The 18220-nt window shown below is 72.1% G+C and carries 17 protein-coding genes; 8 read left to right on the forward strand and 9 right to left on the reverse strand.

Features of this window, described 5'->3' with window-relative positions:
* Positions 1-71 precede the first annotated feature (71 nt).
* From AB0L21_RS03525 to AB0L21_RS03545, 5 genes are all read right to left on the reverse strand, one after another.
* Positions 72-518, reverse strand: a complete 447-nt coding sequence (locus AB0L21_RS03525) for an organic hydroperoxide resistance protein (RefSeq protein ID WP_365702536.1) — start codon at positions 516-518, stop codon at positions 72-74.
* 116 nt (positions 519-634) lie between these two features.
* Entirely contained in the window at positions 635-1099 is a 465-nt protein-coding gene (locus tag AB0L21_RS03530) for a MarR family transcriptional regulator (RefSeq protein WP_365781976.1), read from the reverse strand.
* Positions 1096-1854, reverse strand: a complete 759-nt coding sequence (locus AB0L21_RS03535) for an ABC transporter ATP-binding protein (RefSeq protein ID WP_365702540.1) — start codon at positions 1852-1854, stop codon at positions 1096-1098. The genes AB0L21_RS03530 and AB0L21_RS03535 overlap by 4 nt, the downstream gene beginning before the upstream one ends.
* On the reverse strand, positions 1842-2603 hold the full coding sequence (cbiQ, locus tag AB0L21_RS03540; RefSeq protein WP_365702542.1) for a cobalt ECF transporter T component CbiQ: 762 nt from the start codon (positions 2601-2603) through the stop codon (positions 1842-1844). Before cbiQ ends, AB0L21_RS03535 begins: the two co-directional genes overlap by 13 nt.
* Before the next feature lies 1 nt (position 2604).
* On the reverse strand, positions 2605-3684 hold the full coding sequence (locus tag AB0L21_RS03545) for an energy-coupling factor ABC transporter permease (protein ID WP_365781978.1): 1080 nt from the start codon (positions 3682-3684) through the stop codon (positions 2605-2607).
* Positions 3685-3833: 149 nt separating this feature from the next.
* Between AB0L21_RS03545 and AB0L21_RS03550 the strand changes: the two genes are divergently transcribed.
* Positions 3834-4172: an SsgA family sporulation/cell division regulator gene (locus tag AB0L21_RS03550; RefSeq protein ID WP_103809895.1), complete on the forward strand. Its 339-nt coding sequence runs from the start codon at positions 3834-3836 to the stop codon at positions 4170-4172.
* Between the two features lie 20 nt (positions 4173-4192).
* Here the strand turns inward: AB0L21_RS03550 and AB0L21_RS03555 are convergent, their stop codons facing one another.
* From AB0L21_RS03555 to AB0L21_RS03565, 3 genes are all read right to left on the reverse strand, one after another.
* A complete protein-coding gene (locus AB0L21_RS03555) occupies positions 4193-5860 on the reverse strand; it encodes a penicillin-binding transpeptidase domain-containing protein (protein WP_365781980.1) in 1668 nt (555 codons plus the stop codon).
* Positions 5861-5956: 96 nt separating this feature from the next.
* Positions 5957-7591: a penicillin-binding transpeptidase domain-containing protein gene (locus tag AB0L21_RS03560; RefSeq protein WP_365702548.1), complete on the reverse strand. Its 1635-nt coding sequence runs from the start codon at positions 7589-7591 to the stop codon at positions 5957-5959.
* A gap of 107 nt (positions 7592-7698) precedes the next feature.
* A complete protein-coding gene (locus AB0L21_RS03565) occupies positions 7699-9456 on the reverse strand; it encodes a phospholipid carrier-dependent glycosyltransferase (RefSeq protein WP_365781982.1) in 1758 nt (585 codons plus the stop codon).
* Positions 9457-9603: 147 nt separating this feature from the next.
* Between AB0L21_RS03565 and rsmI the strand changes: the two genes are divergently transcribed.
* The 6 genes from rsmI (at position 9604) to AB0L21_RS03595 (ending at position 15430) form a co-directional block, all read left to right on the forward strand.
* Positions 9604-10452: a 16S rRNA (cytidine(1402)-2'-O)-methyltransferase gene (gene rsmI, locus AB0L21_RS03570; RefSeq protein WP_365702562.1), complete on the forward strand. Its 849-nt coding sequence runs from the start codon at positions 9604-9606 to the stop codon at positions 10450-10452.
* A gap of 238 nt (positions 10453-10690) precedes the next feature.
* A complete protein-coding gene (locus AB0L21_RS03575; RefSeq protein ID WP_365702564.1) occupies positions 10691-11113 on the forward strand; it encodes a hypothetical protein in 423 nt (140 codons plus the stop codon).
* A gap of 47 nt (positions 11114-11160) precedes the next feature.
* Entirely contained in the window at positions 11161-12060 is a 900-nt protein-coding gene (locus AB0L21_RS03580) for a TatD family hydrolase (RefSeq protein WP_365781984.1), read from the forward strand.
* 131 nt (positions 12061-12191) lie between these two features.
* The gene (locus tag AB0L21_RS03585) at positions 12192-13562 is read left to right on the forward strand and encodes a ubiquitin-like domain-containing protein (protein ID WP_365702568.1); all 1371 of its coding nucleotides are present in this window, start codon (positions 12192-12194) and stop codon (positions 13560-13562) included.
* A 72-nt stretch (positions 13563-13634) separates the two neighbouring features.
* A complete protein-coding gene (gene rsmA, locus AB0L21_RS03590; protein WP_365781986.1) occupies positions 13635-14540 on the forward strand; it encodes a 16S rRNA (adenine(1518)-N(6)/adenine(1519)-N(6))-dimethyltransferase RsmA in 906 nt (301 codons plus the stop codon).
* Positions 14537-15430: a 4-(cytidine 5'-diphospho)-2-C-methyl-D-erythritol kinase gene (locus tag AB0L21_RS03595; RefSeq protein ID WP_365781988.1), complete on the forward strand. Its 894-nt coding sequence runs from the start codon at positions 14537-14539 to the stop codon at positions 15428-15430. Before rsmA ends, AB0L21_RS03595 begins: the two co-directional genes overlap by 4 nt.
* Positions 15431-15442: 12 nt before the next feature.
* Here AB0L21_RS03595 and AB0L21_RS03600 read toward each other — a convergent pair whose 3' ends face one another.
* The gene (locus AB0L21_RS03600) at positions 15443-16060 is read right to left on the reverse strand and encodes a Uma2 family endonuclease (protein ID WP_365703341.1); all 618 of its coding nucleotides are present in this window, start codon (positions 16058-16060) and stop codon (positions 15443-15445) included.
* Positions 16061-16243: 183 nt separating this feature from the next.
* Between AB0L21_RS03600 and AB0L21_RS03605 the strand changes: the two genes are divergently transcribed.
* A complete protein-coding gene (locus AB0L21_RS03605) occupies positions 16244-18052 on the forward strand; it encodes an ABC-F family ATP-binding cassette domain-containing protein (protein WP_365781990.1) in 1809 nt (602 codons plus the stop codon).
* The last annotated feature ends 168 nt before the right edge of the window (positions 18053-18220 follow it).

The following is an 18220-nucleotide window of genomic DNA, read 5'->3' on the forward strand; positions in this document are numbered from 1 at the left end:
CCCTTCCGCTCGTCTGTCTCCTGCGACGGTGGGTGCAACACGGGGTGTACGCCTGCGATTCCTCGGTGGGATCAGCCCAACAGAATCGTTACGTCGATGTTGCCGCGCGTCGCGTTCGAGTACGGGCACACCTCGTGCGCCGCGTCCACCAGCCGGGCCGCCACCTCGGCGTCCAGCACCGGCAGGGAGACGCTGAGGGCGACCGCGAGGCCGTAGCCGCGGTGCTTGTTCGGGCCGATGCCGACCTTCGCGGCCACGGTGGAGCCGGTCAGGTCGTAGCCCTCGCGGTTGCCGACCAGGATCAGCGCGTTGTGGAAGCAGGAGCTGTAGCCGGCCGCGAACAGCTGCTCGGGGTTGGTGCCGTTGCCGTCGCCGCCGAGTTCCGCAGGCATCGCGACCTTCAGCTCGATCCGCCCGTCGTGGCTGGTGACATAGCCGTCCCGGCCGCCGTGGGCGGTGGCCTCGGCGACGTACATGATCTTCGTCGGACGCGTGTCGACAGCGGTGCCCTCGGTCATGGCCGGCCTCCCCCGGAACAAGTGGCGCAAGTACATCGTGCACAAGGTACTGGCCGGTAGGGCAGGGTGGACCGGCAGGGGTGCGCAACCGCGGGTAACGCGTGCCCAGTGCCGGATCAGTACCGGTGCGCCGCCGCGTCGACGCGCTCGGTCAGCCTCCACAACTCCTCGCGCAACCGCGCGATCTCCTGCGCGCCGAGCCCCGTGGTCGTGAGCAGCGCGCCGGGTACGCGCGCCGCACGCTCCCTGAGTTCCTCGCCGCGCCCGGTGCACGCGACCAGCACCGAGCGCTCGTCGTCCGCCGCACGCTCCCTGCGCACCAGACCCGCCCCCTCCAGCCGCTTCAGCAGCGGCGAGACGGTGCCGTAGTCCAGCCGGAGGGCGCGCGCCAGTTCCTTCACGCTGGTCTCCCCCCGCTCCCACAGCACCAGCAGCACCAGATACTGCGGGTAGGTGAGCCCGAGGTCGTCCAGCAGCGGGCGGTACGCGGCGGTCACGGCCCGCTGGGCGGCGTACAGCGCGAAGCACAGCTGGTCGTCCAGCAGCAGCGAGCCGTCGACGGCCGGGTCCTCGTTCGTCACGCGCCCATTGTCACGGACTTCGGGTCGAAGCCGAACGGCAGCTCCAGCCGGTGCGCCCGCATCAGCTCCTCGTCGGAGAGCAGCGCGCCGGTCGGGCCGTCCGCCGCGATCACGCCGTCGCTGAGGATGAGGGAGCGCGGGCACAGCTCCAGGGCGTACGGCAGGTCGTGCGTGACCATGAGGACCGTGACGTCCAGAGAGCGCAGGATGTCGGCGAGTTCGCGGCGCGAGGCCGGGTCCAGGTTGGAGGACGGCTCGTCCAGGACCAGGATCTCCGGCTCCATGGCGAGCACGGTGGCCACCGCCACCCGGCGGCGCTGCCCGAAGGAGAGGTGGTGCGGCGGCCGGTCGGCGAACTCCCGCATCCCGACCCGCTCCAGCGCGCTGTGCACCCGCTCCTCCAGCGCGGCCCCCTTGATCCCGGCGGCGGCCGGCCCGAACGCCACGTCCTCCCGCACGGTCGGCATGAACAGCTGGTCGTCCGGGTCCTGGAAGACGATGCCGACCTTCTGCCGGATCGCGGCCATGTGCTGCCTGGACACCGGAAGCCCGGCCACGGTCACCGTGCCCGTGCCGCCGCTCAGGATGCCGTTGAGGTGCAGCACCAGGGTCGTCTTGCCGGCGCCGTTCGGGCCGAGCAGGGCGACCCGCTCGCCGCGCGCGATCGAGAAGTCCACGCCGAACAGGGCCTGGTGTCCGTCCGGATAGGCGAAGGCGAGGCCGGAGACCTCCAGAGAAGCAGTCACAGGAACCATCCCAGCAGACAGACGACGAGGGCGGCGCAGGGGAGTGCCAGGGCGTGCCGCCACTGGGCACCGGACGCGGTCACCTCGTCGATGACCGGCATGGAACCGGTGTACCCCCGGCTCATCATGGCGAGATGCACGCGCTCCCCGCGCTCGTAGGAGCGGATGAACAGCGCGCCGGCGGACTTGGCGAGCACACCCCAGTGCCGCACGCCCTTCGCCTCGAAGCCGCGCGACTCACGGGCGATCCGCATCCGGCGCATCTCGTCGGTGATGACGTCGCCGTAGCGGATCATGAAGGAGGCGATCTGCACGAGCAGCGGCGGCAGCTTCAGCCGTTGCAGCCCGAGCAGGAGTTCGCGCAGCTCGGTGGTGGCGGCCAGCAGCACGGACGCGGCGACGCCGAGGGTGCCCTTGGCCAGCACGTTCCAGGCGCCCCACAGCCCGTTCACGCTCAGCGAGAGCCCCAGCACGTGCACCCGCTCGCCCTCCGCCACGAACGGCATGAGCACCGCGAACGCGACGAACGGCACCTCGATCAGCAGCCGCCGGAGCAGGAATCCGGCGGGCACGCGCGCCTGGTACGCGACACACGCCAGCAGTACGGCGTACACGGCGAACGCCCACATCGCCTCGCGCGGGGTCGACACGACGACCACCACGAACAGCAACGCGGCGGCCAGCTTGGTGTGCGGCGGCAGGCCGTGCACGGGCGAGTGCCCGTGCCGGTAGAGCCGGTGCGCGTGTCCTGCCCCCACGTCAGACGCCGGTGTTCACGGGGGAGACGTCGTCGCTGCGGCGCCTGCGCAGCGCCCAGAACACCGCGCTGCCCGCGACGACCGTGACGCCGACGCCGATCACGCCCGCGAGGCCGCCGGACAGCCGGGCGTCGGAGATGTCCCTGACGCCGTAGTCGGCGAGCGGCGAGTCGGCCGCGGCGTGCTCCTTCGCCTTCTTGTCGATCCCCTTGTCGTGCGCGACCTTCTCCAGGCCGTCGGGGTTCGCGGAGGCGTAGAAGCTGACGAAGCCGGCGAGGACGAGGGAGGTGACGAGGCCGGTCACCCACAGCGTGCGGCGCGAGGTGCGCGCCGCCACGGGCGCCGTGGGAGCGGGTGCGTCCACCAGCGCGCCGTTCACCCGCAACTGGAGCCGCTGCCGCAGGCCGCGCGCGCCGTACACCAGGTCCGGGCGTACGGCGATGACCGCGCCCACCGTGAGCGCGGTGATGACGGCCTCGCCGACGCCGATCAGCACATGGACGCCGATCATCGCGGTGGCGACCTTGCCGGGGGAGACGTCGGTGGTGCCGCCGATCGCGTAGATCAGGGTGAAGGCGACCGCGGCGGCCGGCACGGACACCAGCGCGGCGACGAAGGAGGCCACGGTCACCGAGCGCCGCTTGCGGGGCAGCACGGCGAGCAGGCCGCGGAAGACGGCGTAGGAGACGACCGTCGTGACGATCGCCATGTCGGTGATGTTCACGCCGAGCGCGGTCAGCCCGCCGTCGGCGAACAGCACGCCCTGCATGAGCAGCACGACCGATACGCACAGGACGGCTGTGTACGGGCCGACGAGTATCGCGGCCAGGGCTCCGCCCAGGAGGTGACCGCTGGTCCCGGCGGCGACCGGGAAGTTGAGCATCTGCACGGCGAAGATGAACGCCGCCACCAGGCCCGCCAGCGGGGCGGTCCGCTCTCCCCCACGCTCGGCTTCGCTCGCGTGGGAGGTGCCTCCCTGTTCGCGGCGGGCGCCGCGCAGGCTCACCGCGAGGGCGGCGGCGGCCACCACTCCGGTGACCGCGGAGGTCGGGGCGTCGATGAATCCGTCAGGTACATGCACCGTACGATTTTAGGCCCTTGTTGCGAATGCTTTGCAAGAGAGACGAAGTCTCGTCTCTCACCGAGGCGCACACCGGAAAATGTGCCACTCTTGAGGGAAAGCGGATGCAGAGCTTTCGGATAGGTCACGGTGCGTGAGAGGGCGGTCCGATGTCTGTGGTCGAACAGTACGCGCGCGCTCATATCGTCACGGACGAGGAGGATCCCGGGGCCGTACCCGTCGTACTGCGGTACGACCCCGACACCGATCCCCGCTCCGTCCGGGTCGGTCTTCCCGGACCGCACGAGTGGACCTTCTCCCGCGCGCTCCTCGAACGGGGACTGCGGGCGCCGGCCGAGAGCGGCGACGTCCGGGTGTGGCCCTGCGGGCGCGTCCAGGCGGTGGTCGAGTTCCACACCGACGACGGGGTCGAAGTGGTGCAGTTCGAGTCGAAGACGCTGGTGCGGTTCCTGCGGCGGACGTACACCGTCGAGCCCGTACGGAGCTGACCGCAGCCGACCGGAGCCGGTCAGCTCCCGAGCTTCAGCAGCTTCGCCACGATCGGGCCGGCCGTGTCACCACCGTGCCCGCCCGCCTGGACCACGCCGGCGGCGGCGAGGTCGCCCCGGTAGGCGGTGAACCAGCCGTTCGGCTTCTTCTGCCCGTCGACCTCCGCCGAGCCGGTCTTCGCGCCGTAGTCCGGGCCGAGCCCCGACATCGCCTCGGCGGCGGTGCCGTACGCGGCCGTGTACCGCATCAGCTCGCGCAGCTGGGACAGCGTCTTCGGCGACAGCGTGCGGGAGGCGGTGGCCAGCGTGCGGTGGTCCACGGACGGCGAGACCAGGTACGGCTGGTGGAAGGTGCCGGACTTCACGGTCGCCGCCACGGAGGCCATGTTCAGCGGGTTCATGCGCACCCCGCCCTGCCCGATCAGCGAGGCCGCCATCTGCGCCGCCGACTGCACCGGCACCGAGCCGTCGAAGGTGGGCACGCCGATCGCCCAGTTGTTCATGGACAGCCCGAAGACCTGCTGGGCCTGCTTGGTCAGGTCGTCGTTCTTCAGCTTCTTCGCCTGGCTGATGAAGGCGGTGTTGCAGGACCGGGCGAAGCTCGCCTTGAACGTGCCGCCCTTGATCTCGAAGTCGTCGTCGTTGTGGAACTTCCAGCCGCCGTAGGTGAACGTCTTGGGGCAGGGGTGCGGCTTGTCCACCGACGCCAGGCCCTTGTCGATCAGCAGCGACGACGTGATGACCTTCATCGTGGAGCCGGGTGCGAGGGAGCCCTGGAAGGCGGTGTTGAAGCCGTGCCCGCTGTTGGCGACCGCGAGGATCTCCCCGGTCGAGGGCCGCAGCGCGACCACCGAGGCCCGCGCGCGCCCCGCCACCTGCTTCTCGGCGGCGGCCTGGAGGGTGGGGCTGAGGGTCGTCTTCACGGTGCCCGGGGTGCCCTTGCTCAGCTCGACCAGCGTCTTGTCGGAGAGCTTGGCGTCCTTGGCCGCCTTGCCGCGCACCACGCGCAGCTCGACGCCCGCCGTGCCGCCCGCCGTCTTGCCGTACTTCTCCCGCAGCCCGTCCAGCACCGTGCCCAGGGACGGGTACCTGGCGGCCGTGATCTCGCCGCCGTCGCGGTCCAGCGCCTTGACCGGCGGGGTGCCGGACGCGCCGGTCACGAGCGTGTCGCCGTCCCGCAGTTCCGGGTGGACCACGGCGGAGTGCCAGTCGACCAGCGGCTCGCCGTCGCTCGCCCGGCGCACGACGGTGAGCGAACTGTCGTAGGCCAGCGGCTTGCTGAGACCCCGGTAGGCCACCGTGGCCTTCACGGAGAACGGCACCTCGGCGCCCTTCGCGGGTTTCGGGGTGAGCGTGACGTCCTTCAGGTGGGCGTCCTTGGTGTAGCCGGTGAGCGCCTTCCCGGCGGCGGAGGGGTCGTCGGTGGCGTCCGCCGCCCGGTCGGCCCTGCCGTGCTGCCAGGCGGTCAGGAAGCGGGTGGAGGCGGTGCGGATCTCGGTCGCGGTGAGCGGGCCGGTCTTGACGGTCCTGTGACCGGCCGTGGCGGCGGAGCGCTCGTCGGCCGCGGCACCGCCGTCGTACAGCGCGTAGACGCCGAACCCGGCACCGCCGACCACCACGGCGATCATCCCGCCGAGCACGGCGGGTCGGGTCTTGCGTCGCTCGGCGACGCGCCTTCTCTTGCCCACAGCCTCAGTTCCTCCGCACCTTTCCCAGGGTCCCCGTAGCCCTCACATTCCCCAACGACGGCAATTACCTTAAAGTCCCCGTCTTCCCGGGTGACGTCAGCCGGCGTTCCGTAGCACGCTTGCGACAATCGGTCCGGCCGCGTCGATGCCGTGCCCGCCGTCCTGGACCATGGCCGCCGCGGCGACGTCGTCGCGGTAACCGGTGAACCAGCTGTCCGACCTGGCCTCCCCGTCGACCTCCGCGGAGCCGGTCTTCGCGCCGACGTCCCCGCTCATCCCGGCCATCACACCGGCCGCGGTGCCGCTGCGCGCGGTGCGGTTCATCATGGCGCGCAGCTGCTGGACCGTGGTCGGCGACAGCCCGCGCGCGCGGGCCGGCTGACGGTCGTCCAGCTTCAGCGGCACGATCAGGGGCTGGCGGAAGGTACCGGTCTTCGCGGTGGCCGTCACGGACGCCATGTTCAGCGGGCTCATCTGGACCTGGCCCTGCCCGATCAGGTTGGCCGCGGTGTCCGGGCCGCCGGAGGCGGGCACCCGGCCGTCGAACGTCGGCACGCCGACCTGCCAGTTGTTCCGCCCGAGCCCGAACCGGTCCTCGGCCTCCCGGGTGAGGGAGTCGACCTTCACCTCGTCCGCGAACTTCACGAACGCCGTGTTGCAGGAGCGGGCGAAGCTGTCGGCGAGGGTGGCGTGCTCGTCCGGCACCATGCCCTTGAGGTTCTGGAAGGTCTGGCTCTGCCAGACGGCCGACGGCGGGCAGGGCGCCGGTCCGTTCGCCGTGGTCAGGCCGTTGTCGATGAGGGTCGCCGCGCTGACGACCTTCATGGTGGAGCCGGGGGCGCGTTCACCGAGGAGGGCCGCGTCGAAGCCGTCGTCGCGGTTGTTGGCGACGGCGAGTATCTCGCCGGTGCTCGGCTTGACGGCCACGACGGAGGAATCGGGGTACTTCAGCACGGCCTTCTCGGCCGCCGCCTGGGCGCTCGCGCTGAGCGTCGTGGGGAGCCTGCCGGGCTTGCCCTTGGCCAGGGTGAGCAGCGGCGTGTCCGCGGCCTGGCTGCCGTCCGCCGCCGCCTGGTGGCGGATCGCGAGTTCCACCCCGGGCCGGCCGCCGGTCTTGTCGCCGTACCGTCTGCGCAACTCGTCCAGGATCGGACCGAGGGACGGGTACGTCACCCGGGTGAGCACCTTGCCGTTCCGGTCCACGGCCTCGATCTCCGGGGCGGCCGAGTCGCCGGTGGTGAGCGTGTCCCCCTTGCGCAGGCGCGGGTGGACGACGGAGGGCTGCCAGTCGACCAGCGCGCGGTGCGAGGTCTCGCCGCGTACGACGGTCAGCTCGCCGCGGTAGGAGAGGGGCCGGGACACGCCGGCGTACGACACGGTCGCCTTGACCGTGAACGGCACCGTGTCGCCGGTGGCCGGCCCGGGCGTGATCCGTACCTCGCCGATGTGCGCGGCGCCGCCGTAGGCCGACAGCAGCTCCTGGGCGGCCTCCGGGTAGTTCGTGTACGACGCCGCGGCCGTCGCGTCGCCCTTCTCCCAGGCGGTGAAGAACGCGCCGCTCGTCTCCTTCACCTCGGCGCCGCTGGGCGGACCGGTCCGCACGGCCGCCGGGCCTCCCGGGCCGTCGTCGCCGTTCAGTGCGGACGCGACGTTGTAGACCCCGTACCCGGCACCGCCGAGCAGCGTGACGCACACGCCGCCGATGACGGCCGCCTTGACCCCGTTGCGCATGGCGCGCATCCCCTCCCGTTCAGCCTGTTGAACATGTTCAAAACAGGTCGTGGGGGCACTGTAAGCGGTTGCGCCGCCGCTGTGACCGGAGTTGTCGAAACCGTGACTCAGACCCAGGTGTCCAGCCACATCCGCGACCGCCACGAGTCGATCGGGACGGCCTGGCCCGTGTACAGGGGCCAGAAGTAGATGAAGTTCCAGGTGATCAGGAGGACCAGGACGCCCGCCGCCGAGGCGCCGATCACGCGGCGGGTGTCGGTGGAGCCCCGCGGGCCGATGATCGCGCCGATCATCATCGCCACCGCCAGGCACAGGAACGGCAGGAAGACGACCGCGTAGAAGAGGAAGATCGTCCGCTCCTGGTAGTGGAACCAGGGGAGGTACCCCGCCGCGATGCCGCAGGCGATGGCGCCGGCCCGCCAGTCGCGGCGGAACGCCCAGCGCCACAGCACGTAGAGGATCGCGAAGCAGGCCGCCCACCACAGCAGCGGCGTGCCGATCGCCAGAACCTCCCGGGCGCACTTCTGGCCCGCGTCCACCGGGCAGCCGTCGGTGCCGGGGGAGGGGGACTCGTAGAAGTACGACACCGGGCGGCCCAGCACGATCCAGCTCCACGGGTTGGACTGGTACGTGTGCGGCTGGTCGAGGTGGACGTGGAAGTTGTACACCTCGTGCTCGTAGTGCCACAGGCTGCGCAGCCAGTCCGGCAGGAAGGACCAGGTGCCGCCCTTGCCGTCGGTGGCCGCCCAGTTGCGGTAGTAGCCGCCCGTGCCGTCGGCCGGGGAGAGGATCCAGCCCGTCCAGGAGACCAGGTAGACCACCAGCGCCACCGGGACCGTCGCCACGAAGGCGGCACCGGTGTCGTACTTGAGGACGGCGAGGTACGGGTGACGCGCGCCCGCCACCTTGCGGGTGCCGACGTCCCACAGGACCGTCATCACGCAGAACGCCGCCAGGATGTACAGGCCGTTCCACTTCGTGCCCACGGCCAGGCCCAGCATCACCCCGGCCCCCCAGCGCCACGGGCGCCACCCGAAACGGAAGGCGTCGGCGACCCGCTCGTCGGGCCGTACCCGCCCGTCCGGCCCGGCCGGCAGGGCGGCGGCCAGTCTCTCCCTGGCCCGGTCCCGGTCGACGACCAGACAGCCGAACGCGGCCACCACGAAGAACATCAGCACGCCGTCGAGCAGCGAGGTCCGGCTCATCACGAAGTGCAGGCCGTCCACCGCCATCAGCGCGCCCGCCAGACAGCCCAGGAACGTCGAGCGGAACATCCGGCGGCCGATCCGGCACAGCAGCAGGACGGAGAGCGTGCCCAGCAGCGCCGTCATGAACCGCCAGCCGAACGGGTCGAACCCGAAGACCAGTTCGCCGAGGCCGATGACGTACTTGCCGACCGGCGGGTGCACCACGTACGCCGGGTCCGTCGGGATCGCCAGATGCCCGTGCTGCTGGAGGACCATGTCGTTGGCGTTCTTGCCGTACCGGTCCCAGCTGACCTCGAAGCCGCGGTGGACGAGCGCCCACGCGTCCTTCGCGTAGTACGTCTCGTCGAATATCACCGCGCGCGGGCTGCCCAGGTTCCAGAACCGCATGACGCCCGCCATCAGCGTCACCAGCAGCGGCCCGCCCCAGCCCGACCAGCGCGTGAGCCGCTCGGCGAGCAGCGGCGGCACGCCGAGCGCCCGCCACAGCCGGGGGCTGGGCTCGGCGTACGGCGGCACCAGCCGGTCGCGTACGTCGCCCGCGGGCGCGTCCGTGGCCGGCGCGTACCCGAATCGGCGCAGCCGACGCTGCCACGACGGCCGGCGGTCGTGCGGTGCCTGGTCCTGCCGGAGGTCCATGGAGGACGCGGTACTGGTCACCGCGCCATCGTAGGGAAACGTCCTGTGCGAGTCCCGTGCATGTGCGGTACCGGTCCGGACACGGTCGGTTTCCTCCCGCTCACGGGCCCCGGAGCCGGTCCGGGTTCTCCGGGGAGGAGGCCCCGGATCTCCTGGGAGGATGGGGGTGTGACTGGAACCCTTGTCCTCGCAGGTACCCCCATCGGCGACATCGCGGACGCGCCGCCCCGGCTCGCCGAGGAGCTGGCCGGCGCCGACGTGGTCGCCGCCGAGGACACCCGGCGGCTGCGCCGGCTCACCCAGGCGCTGGGCGTCACGCCCAAGGGCCGCGTGGTGTCGTACTTCGAGGGCAACGAGTCCGCCCGCACCCCGGAACTGGTCCAGGAGCTGGTCGGGGGCGCGCGCGTGCTGCTGGTGACCGACGCCGGCATGCCCTCCGTCTCCGACCCCGGCTACCGGCTGGTCGCCGCCGCCGTGGAGCAGGACATCCGGGTCACCGCCGTGCCGGGCCCCTCCGCCGTGCTCACCGCCCTCGCCCTGTCCGGGCTGCCCGTCGACCGCTTCTGCTTCGAGGGCTTCCTGCCCCGCAAGGCCGGCGAACGGCTGTCCCGGCTGCGCGAGGTCGCCGGCGAGCGGCGCACCCTCGTCTACTTCGAGGCCCCGCACCGGCTCGACGACACCCTCGCCGCCATGGCCGAGGTCTTCGGCGCGGACCGGCGGGCCGCCGTCTGCCGGGAGCTGACCAAGACGTACGAGGAGGTACGGCGCGGTCCGCTGGCCGAGCTGGCCCGGTGGGCGGCGGAGGGCGTGCGCGGCGAGATCACCGTCGTGGTCGAGGGAGCGCCCGAGACCGGGCCCGAGGAACTCGACGCGGAGGAGCTGGTGCGCCGGGTACGGATCCGGGAGGAGGCCGGCGAGCGCCGCAAGGAGGCCATCGCGGCGGTGGCGGCGGAGGCGGGACTGCCGAAGCGGGTCGTGTTCGACGCGGTGGTGGCGGCGAAGCGCTCCGCCGGCTGAGGCGGCTTGCCGCGCGGTTCCCCGCGCCCCTTCGGGGCGCCCCCGCGCGCCCCATGGGGAAGCAAAAGGCCGGCGTCGACGGCAAAGCTCAGCCGTCTCATTCGCGACCGTTCGGCAAGCGATGTCCAAATCGCCTCCAACACTCGACAGGCCTGCTGCGTTCGCGCCGGTGGAGGCGTCCACTGGTCGAAGGGACGCACCCGTCCAGAGGGACGCACCCGTCCGACAGGGAGCTGGCATGAGTGACATAGCAGGGCGGACCGGCCTCCGTGCCACAGCCACAGCCGTCGTTCACGAGTCGTACTCGTTCGCCTGCATGCGCTGCGGGCACGGCTGGGAGCAGTCGTACGAGATAGAGCACCACACGAACGCGCAGGGGGAGGAGTTCGTGCTGTACGTGGCCGACGGCCAGGTCGTGCCGTCGCCGCTGAGCCGGCCGTCCTGCCAGAACTGCGACGGCCAGGTCGTGCGGATCATGCGCGCGGGCCAGGTCTCCGCGGTGCGCGGCCCGGCGGAGCGGCAGCACCACCGCGTGCCGCCGGCGGGCCCGGTCGAGTCGCCGCAGGTGCCCGCGCAGACCGCGCGGGCCGTACCGGCCAGGGCGCCGCACCACTGGCACCTGTCCGATCTCCTGCACCCGTTCCAGCGCAAGGCGGGCTGAGCGGATCGCCGGCCGTCGAAGGCGTGCCCCTTCCGTAGGATCGGAGCATGCCTTCGAACGCCGGTCAGAGCACCAAGGACGCCGACAAGAACGCGGCACCGCCGCTGCCCCAGCCCTTGGCGGTGCCCGTCGCCGACTCCCACACCCACCTGGACATGCAGTCCGGCACGATCGAGGAGGGCCTGGCGAAAGCCGCGTCGGTGGGCGTCACGACGGTCGTCCAGGTCGGCTGCGACCTCAAGGGCTCGCAATGGGCCGCCGAGACCGCGGCGGCGTACGAGAACGTCCACGCCACCGTCGCCCTCCACCCCAACGAGGCCCCGCGCATCGTCCACGGCGACCCGGACGGGTGGTCGAGGCAGGGCGCCCGGGAGCCCGGCGGCGACGCGGCGCTGGACGAGGCCCTCGCCGAGATCGACCGGCTGGCCGGGCTGCCGCAGGTGAAGGGCGTCGGCGAGACGGGCCTGGACCACTTCCGCACCGGCCCCGAGGGCAAGGCCGCCCAGGAGCGGTCCTTCCGCGCCCACATCGAGATCGCCAAGCGGCACGGCAAGGCGCTCGTCATCCACGACCGCGACGCCCACGCCGACGTCCTGAGGGTCCTCAAGGAGGAGGGCGCCCCCGAACGCACCGTCTTCCACTGCTACTCCGGCGACGCCGAGATGGCCCGGATCTGCGCCCGCGAGGGCTACTTCATGTCCTTCGCCGGCAACGTCACCTTCAAGAACGCCCAGAACCTGCGGGACGCCCTCGCCGTCGCCCCGCTGGACCTGGTCCTCGTGGAGACCGACGCGCCCTTCCTCACCCCGGCGCCGTACCGCGGACGGCCCAACGCCCCGTATCTCGTTCCGGTCACGGTCCGCGCGATGGCGGCCGTGCGCGGGATCGACGAGGACGCGCTGGCGACGGCTCTCGCCGCCAACACGGCCCGCGCCTTCGGATACTGACCGTCCGTCGGGTGTACTGAACCGCCCGTTCGAGCGCGACAGTCCGTAGTCGAGTCGCTTTGGAGAGTGACCGACGCTCCGCTAGGTTCTGGGGGCCCGATCCGGACCCCTGGCCCCTGGAGCGTGTCGGCGTGAGCACGTCGCAGTACGAGACGTACGACCCCTACGGCCGTGACGCCTCCGTCCACACCGCGGAGACGCTGCCGTACGGCATCCCTGAGGACACCTACCGGCCCGCCTACGAGGCCGAGGCGTACTTCGTCACCGAGCCGGCGCCGCCGCTGCCCCGGCGGACGGCGAGCGCGCCCGGGACGGTGCGTCCGCAGACGTCGGCTCCCGAGGCCGAGGAGGCCGACGGGGCCGGCGGGCGGGCCGCGCGCCGGCGCAAGACGCGCTACGGCGAGCGCCCGGACTCCACCGTGCGCCGCCTGCTGCCGCAGGCGCTGGTCGTGGCCTTCCTGGCCGGCGGCACCACCGCCTTCGTCGCCAACGACAAGGCGGTCGAGCTGAGCGTCGACGGCAGGCAGCGCAGCCTGCACACGTTCGCCGACGACGTGAGCGAGCTGCTCGCCGAGGAAGGCGTACGCGTGGGGACGCACGACATGATCGCGCCCGCCCCCGGCACGGCGCTCGCCAGCGGCGACGCGGTCGCGGTGCGGTACGGGCGCCCGGTACGGCTCACCCTGGACGGCCGGCGGCGCGAGGTGTGGACGACGGCGCACACGGTGGACGGCGCGCTGGACGAGCTGGGGGTGCGCGCCGAGGGCGCGTACCTGTCGACCTCGCGCTCCCAGCGCATCGGGCGCACCGGGCTCGCGCTCGACGTGCGCACCGAACGCGCGGTCACGGTCCTGGCGGACGGCCGGACCCGCACCGTCCGCACCAACGCGGCCACCGTCCGGGAAGCGGTGGAGGAGGCCGGGATCACCCTGCGCGGCCAGGACACCACCTCCGTCCCGCTGGACAGTTTCCCGCGCGACGGGCAGACGGTGACCGTGCTCCGGGTGAGCAGCACCCGGGAGACCCACGAGGAGCAGATCCCTTCCGCGGTCGAGCGGACCGCGGATCCCACGCTCTTCCAGGGCACCGAGGTCATCGCGCGGCCCGGGCAGCCAGGACTGCGCCGGACCACCTACTCCGTGCGCACCGTCAACGGGGTGCGGCAGAAGCCGCGCCGCGAGAAGTCGGAGGTGGTGCGCGAGCCGCGCACACAGGTGATCAAGGTGGGTACCAAGCCCCGGCCGCCTTCCGTACGGGACGCCGACCACCTGAACTGGGGAGCACTCGCCGCCTGCGAGTCCGGCGGCCGGCCCGACGCGGTCGACCCCTCGGGGACGTACGGCGGGCTGTACCAGTTCGACACCCGCACCTGGCACGGCCTCGGCGGCAAGGGCCGCCCCCAGGACGCCTCGGCGGAGGAACAGACGTACCGGGCGAAGAAGCTGTACATCCGGCGGGGGACGAGCCCCTGGCCGCACTGCGGGGCGAGGTTGCGGGGCTAGGGGCACCCGGGCCGAGTCCTCGGCCGCGGGCGCCTGGCGAACCCGGCACCCGCACCCCCGTACCCTTGTCCCGTGAGCAGCCCCACCCCCGACTCCCTCCTCGGCCCCGCCGACATCCGCGAGCTCGCGGCAGCGCTCGGTGTCCGTCCCACCAAGCAGCGCGGCCAGAACTTCGTGATCGACGCCAACACGGTCCGCCGTATCGTCCGTACCGCCGAGGTCCGCCCCGACGACGTGGTCGTCGAGGTCGGCCCGGGGCTCGGCTCGCTCACCCTCGCGCTGCTGGAGACCGCCGACCGCGTCACCGCCGTGGAGATCGACGACGTACTCGCCGCCGCCCTCCCCGCGACCATCGCCGCGCGCATGCCGGACCGCGCCGACCGCTTCGCGCTGGTCCACTCCGACGCGATGCACGTCACCGAGCTGCCCGGCCCGGCGCCGACGGCCCTGGTGGCCAACCTGCCGTACAACGTCGCCGTCCCCGTGCTGCTGCACATGCTCGACACCTTCCCGAGCATCGAGCGGACGCTGGTGATGGTGCAGGCCGAGGTCGCCGACCGGCTCGCCGCCGCGCCCGGCAACAAGGTGTACGGCGTGCCGTCCGTGAAGGCCAACTGGTACGCCGACGTGAAGCGGGCCGGGGCCATCGGGCGCAACGTCTTCTGGCCCGCGCCGAACGTCGACAGCGGACTGGTGTCCCTGGTGCGGCGGGCCGAGCCGATCAAGACCACCGCCTCCAAGGCCGAGGTCTTCGCCGTCGTCGACGCGGCCTTCGCGCAGCGCCGCAAGACCCTGCGGGCCGCGCTCGCCGGCTGGGCCGGGTCCGCGGCGGCGGCCGAGGCGGCCCTGGTCGCGGCCGGGGTCTCGCCGCAGGCGCGCGGCGAGTCGCTGACCGTCGAGGAGTTCGCACGGATCGCGGAGGCCGCGTCATCGCGGGGGGCGGCCCGCGCACCCCGGAACCAGGAGAGCGGCAAGTGAGCGTCACGGTCCGTGTCCCCGCCAAGGTCAACGTGCAGCTCGCGGTGGGCGCCGCCCGCCCCGACGGGTTCCACGACCTGGCCAACGTCTTCCTCGCGGTCGGCCTGTACGACGAGGTGACGGTGACCCCCGCCGACGAACTCCGGATCACCTGCGAGGGCCCGGACGCCGGACAGGTGCCCCTCGACGACACCAACCTCGCCGCGCGGGCCGCCATCGCCCTCGCCGGGCGAAGGGGCATCGAACCGAAGGTCCACCTCCACATCGCCAAGGACATCCCCGTCGCCGGTGGCATGGCGGGCGGCAGCGCGGACGGCGCGGGCGCGCTGCTCGCCTGCGACCGGCTGTGGGGTACGGGTGCGTCGCGGGCGGAACTCCTCGCCATCTGCGCCGAGCTGGGCAGCGACGTGCCGTTCAGCCTGGTGGGCGGGGCGGCGCTAGGGGTCGGGCGCGGCGAGCGGCTCACGGCCCTGGAGGTAGGCGGCACCTTCCACTGGGTGTTCGCGATGGCCGGGCGGGGGCTGTCGACGCCGGCGGTCTTCCGCGAGTTCGACCGGCTGGCCGAGGGGCGGGAGATCCCGGAGCCGGTGGCGTCGGCGGAGCTGCTGGAGGCGCTGGCGAAGGGGGACGCGGACGCGCTGGCCGCCGCCGTCTCGAACGACCTTCAGCCCGCGGCGCTGTCGCTGTTCCCGGAGCTGGCGCAGACGCTGGAGGCGGGACGCGGGGGCGGTGCGCTGGCCACGCTGGTCTCCGGGTCGGGCCCGACCACGGCCTTCCTCGCGCGGGATGCCGACGCGGCGGAGAAGGTGGCCGAGGCCCTGCGGGCGTCGGGGACGTGCAGGGCGGTGCGGGTGGCGGCGGGGCCGGTGGCGGGGGCGACGGTGCTCTGACGGCTGGACACCTCAGAGGGAGTCGATCTCCGTCAGGTCGATGTCGATGTCGAACGGGACGGAGACCTTCAGCCGGTCGTGATGGATTCCGGTGACCGTGTAGCTCTTGGTCAGCGGATCACGCTCGTACACGTAGACGACCGGCCGCTCCTCCTCTCCCACCATCTCCACGAGCCAGAAGTGGTCGATCCCCGCGGCGGCGTACTTGCGCGGCTTGGTGTCACGGTCGCGTGACTCCGAATCCGGCGAGACCACCTCCACGGCGAGGACGACATCGGCGGCCGGGAACGACGTCTGGCTGCGGCTGGCTACCGCCTCAGAGCGGAGCACGGAGACGTCCGGCTCGGGCCCGTTCTTGCGGTCGATGACGACGGTCATCTCGCGGCGGACCTTGAAATTCGTAGGCACTGTACGGCGGAGGCCACTCACCAGCAGGTCGATGACAATGCTGTGGAAATCCCGCTGCGGGCTCACGAAGACCAGGCTCCCGTCGATCAACTCGGTGTGCGGCGGGAGGCCGGGCAGGGTGAACAGGTCGTCCACGGTCCAGCCGTCCGCCGGAGGCACCGGCCACCGCGAGGTCGGCTCGTCGTCGGGCGCAGCGGCCTCGGAGATCGGCTCGGCAGTCATGGTTCCTCCCATGGACGGGATCCTGCGGCCTGCCTTCCCACCGTAGCGGCCCTTTCCCGATCACGTCATCACAAAGAGTGACAACCCCCTCGCGCCCCGCCCCCACCCCCGCAGGCCCTACGCTAGAAGGCTGACCCACGCGGCGGAGCCGCACGTCGAAACAGCCCCGCGCACAGGAGTGAAATGGCCGTCAACCTGGTCAATGTCGAGAACGTCAGCAAGGTGTACGGCACCCGTGCCCTGCTGGACGGTGTCTCGCTCGGTGTGCAGGAAGCGGACCGGATCGGAGTCGTCGGACGCAACGGCGACGGCAAGACCACCCTCATCCGGATGCTCGCCAAGCTGGAGGAGGCCGACACCGGACGCGTCACGCACTCCGGCGGACTGCGGATCGGCGTGCTCACCCAGCACGATTCCCTCGACCCCGAGGCCACCGTGCGGCACGAGGTCATCGGTGACATGGCGGACCACGAGTGGGCCGGGAACGCCAAGGTCAGGGACGTACTGACCGGGCTGTTCGGCGGGCTGGACCTGCCGGGCTTCCCGAAGGGGCTGGACACCGTCATCGGTCCGCTGTCCGGCGGCGAGCGGCGCCGTATCGCGCTCGCCAAGCTGCTCATCGAGGAGCAGGACCTGCTCGTCCTGGACGAGCCCACCAACCACCTCGACGTCGAGGGCATCGCCTGGCTCGCCCGGCATCTGCAGAACCGGCGCTCGGCGCTGGTGTGCGTGACGCACGACCGGTGGTTCCTGGACCAGGTGTGCACGCGCATGTGGGACGTGCAGCGCGGTGACGTGTACGAGTACGAGGGCGGCTACTCGGACTACGTCTTCGCCCGTGCCGAGCGCGAGCGGATCGCGGCGACCGAGGAGACCAAGCGGCAGAACCTGATCCGCAAGGAGCTGGCGTGGCTGCGGCGGGGCGCCCCCGCCCGGACCTCCAAGCCGCGCTTCCGCGTGGAGGCCGCCAACGAGCTGATCGCGGACGTGCCGCCGCCCCGGGACAGCAGCGAGCTGATGAAGTTCGCCTCCTCCCGGCTCGGCAAGACCGTCTTCGACCTGGAGGACGTCACCGTGCAGGCCGGGCCGAAGGTGCTGCTCAAGCACATCACCTGGCAGCTCGGCCCGGGTGACCGGATCGGTCTCGTCGGGGTCAACGGCGCCGGGAAGACCTCGCTGCTGCGCGCCATGGCGGCCGCGGCCCGCAGTGGGGGCGAGGAGCAGCCGGCGGGCGGCCGGATCGCCGTCGGCCGGACCGTCAAGCTCGCCTATCTCTCCCAGGAGGTCGCCGAACTCGACCCGGCCTGGCGGGTGCTGGAGGCCGTGCAGCGGGTCCGGGAGCGCGTCGACCTCGGCAAGGGGCGCGAGATGACGGCCGGGCAGCTGTGCGAGACGTTCGGCTTCACCAAGGAGAAGCAGTGGACGCCGGTCGGGGACCTCTCCGGTGGTGAGCGGCGGCGGCTCCAGCTGCTGCGGCTCCTGATGGACGAGCCCAACGTCCTCTTCCTGGACGAGCCCACCAACGACCTCGACATCGAGACCCTCACCCAGCTGGAGGACGTCCTCGACGGCTGGCCCGGCTCGATGATCGTCATCTCCCACGACCGGTTCTTCGTGGAGCGGACGACGGACCGGGTGTTCGCCCTCCTCGGCGACGGCACGCTGCGGATGCTGCCGCGCGGCATCGACGAGTACCTGGAGCGGCGGCAGCGGATGGAGGAGGCGGTCGCCACGCAGGCCGCCGCCGCGGCGCCCAAGCCGGTCACGCAGGAGAAGAGCGCCGCCGACCAGCGTGCCGCGAAGAAGGAACTCCAGAAGATCGAGCGGCAGTTGGACCGGATCTCCGAGAAGGAGTCCAGGCTGCACGCCCAGATCGCCGACAACGCCACCGACTTCGCGAAGGTCGCCGAACTCGACGCCCAGTTGCGGGAACTCGCCGGTGAACGCGAGGAACTGGAGCTGCGCTGGCTGGAACTGGCGGAGGACGCCTGATCCCTGACGCCCGCTCGCGGAAGGGGCGCGTGCTCCGGGTGAAGGGGGCGTGAAGGCGCGTCACGGCGGCATCACGGGCCGGTCGTCCCTTGGGAACAGGGGAAGGCACGGCCCCGTGTGCTGTCTGTACCGGGTGATAGAAAGAGCCGTCTGAGAACTGTCTGAGAA

The sequence above is a fragment of the Streptomyces sp. NPDC052721 genome (genome assembly GCF_040678315.1).
In the GTDB taxonomy this organism is placed as follows: Bacteria; Actinomycetota; Actinomycetes; order Streptomycetales; family Streptomycetaceae; genus Streptomyces.

Excerpts from the sequence above, each read along its gene's own strand:
- AB0L21_RS03525 (WP_365702536.1), bottom strand. The coding sequence starts at position 518 with ATGACCGAGGGCACCGCTGTCGACACGCGTCCGACGAAGATCATGTAC.
- AB0L21_RS03535 (WP_365702540.1), bottom strand. The coding sequence starts at position 1,854 with ATGGTTCCTGTGACTGCTTCTCTGGAGGTCTCCGGCCTCGCCTTCGCC.
- AB0L21_RS03550 (WP_103809895.1), top strand. The coding sequence starts at position 3,834 with ATGTCTGTGGTCGAACAGTACGCGCGCGCTCATATCGTCACGGACGAG.
- AB0L21_RS03560 (WP_365702548.1), bottom strand. The coding sequence starts at position 7,591 with ATGCGCAACGGGGTCAAGGCGGCCGTCATCGGCGGCGTGTGCGTCACG.
- AB0L21_RS03575 (WP_365702564.1), top strand. The coding sequence starts at position 10,691 with ATGAGTGACATAGCAGGGCGGACCGGCCTCCGTGCCACAGCCACAGCC.
- AB0L21_RS03580 (WP_365781984.1), top strand. The coding sequence starts at position 11,161 with ATGCCTTCGAACGCCGGTCAGAGCACCAAGGACGCCGACAAGAACGCG.
- AB0L21_RS03600 (WP_365703341.1), bottom strand. The coding sequence starts at position 16,060 with ATGACTGCCGAGCCGATCTCCGAGGCCGCTGCGCCCGACGACGAGCCG.
- AB0L21_RS03605 (WP_365781990.1), top strand. The coding sequence starts at position 16,244 with ATGGCCGTCAACCTGGTCAATGTCGAGAACGTCAGCAAGGTGTACGGC.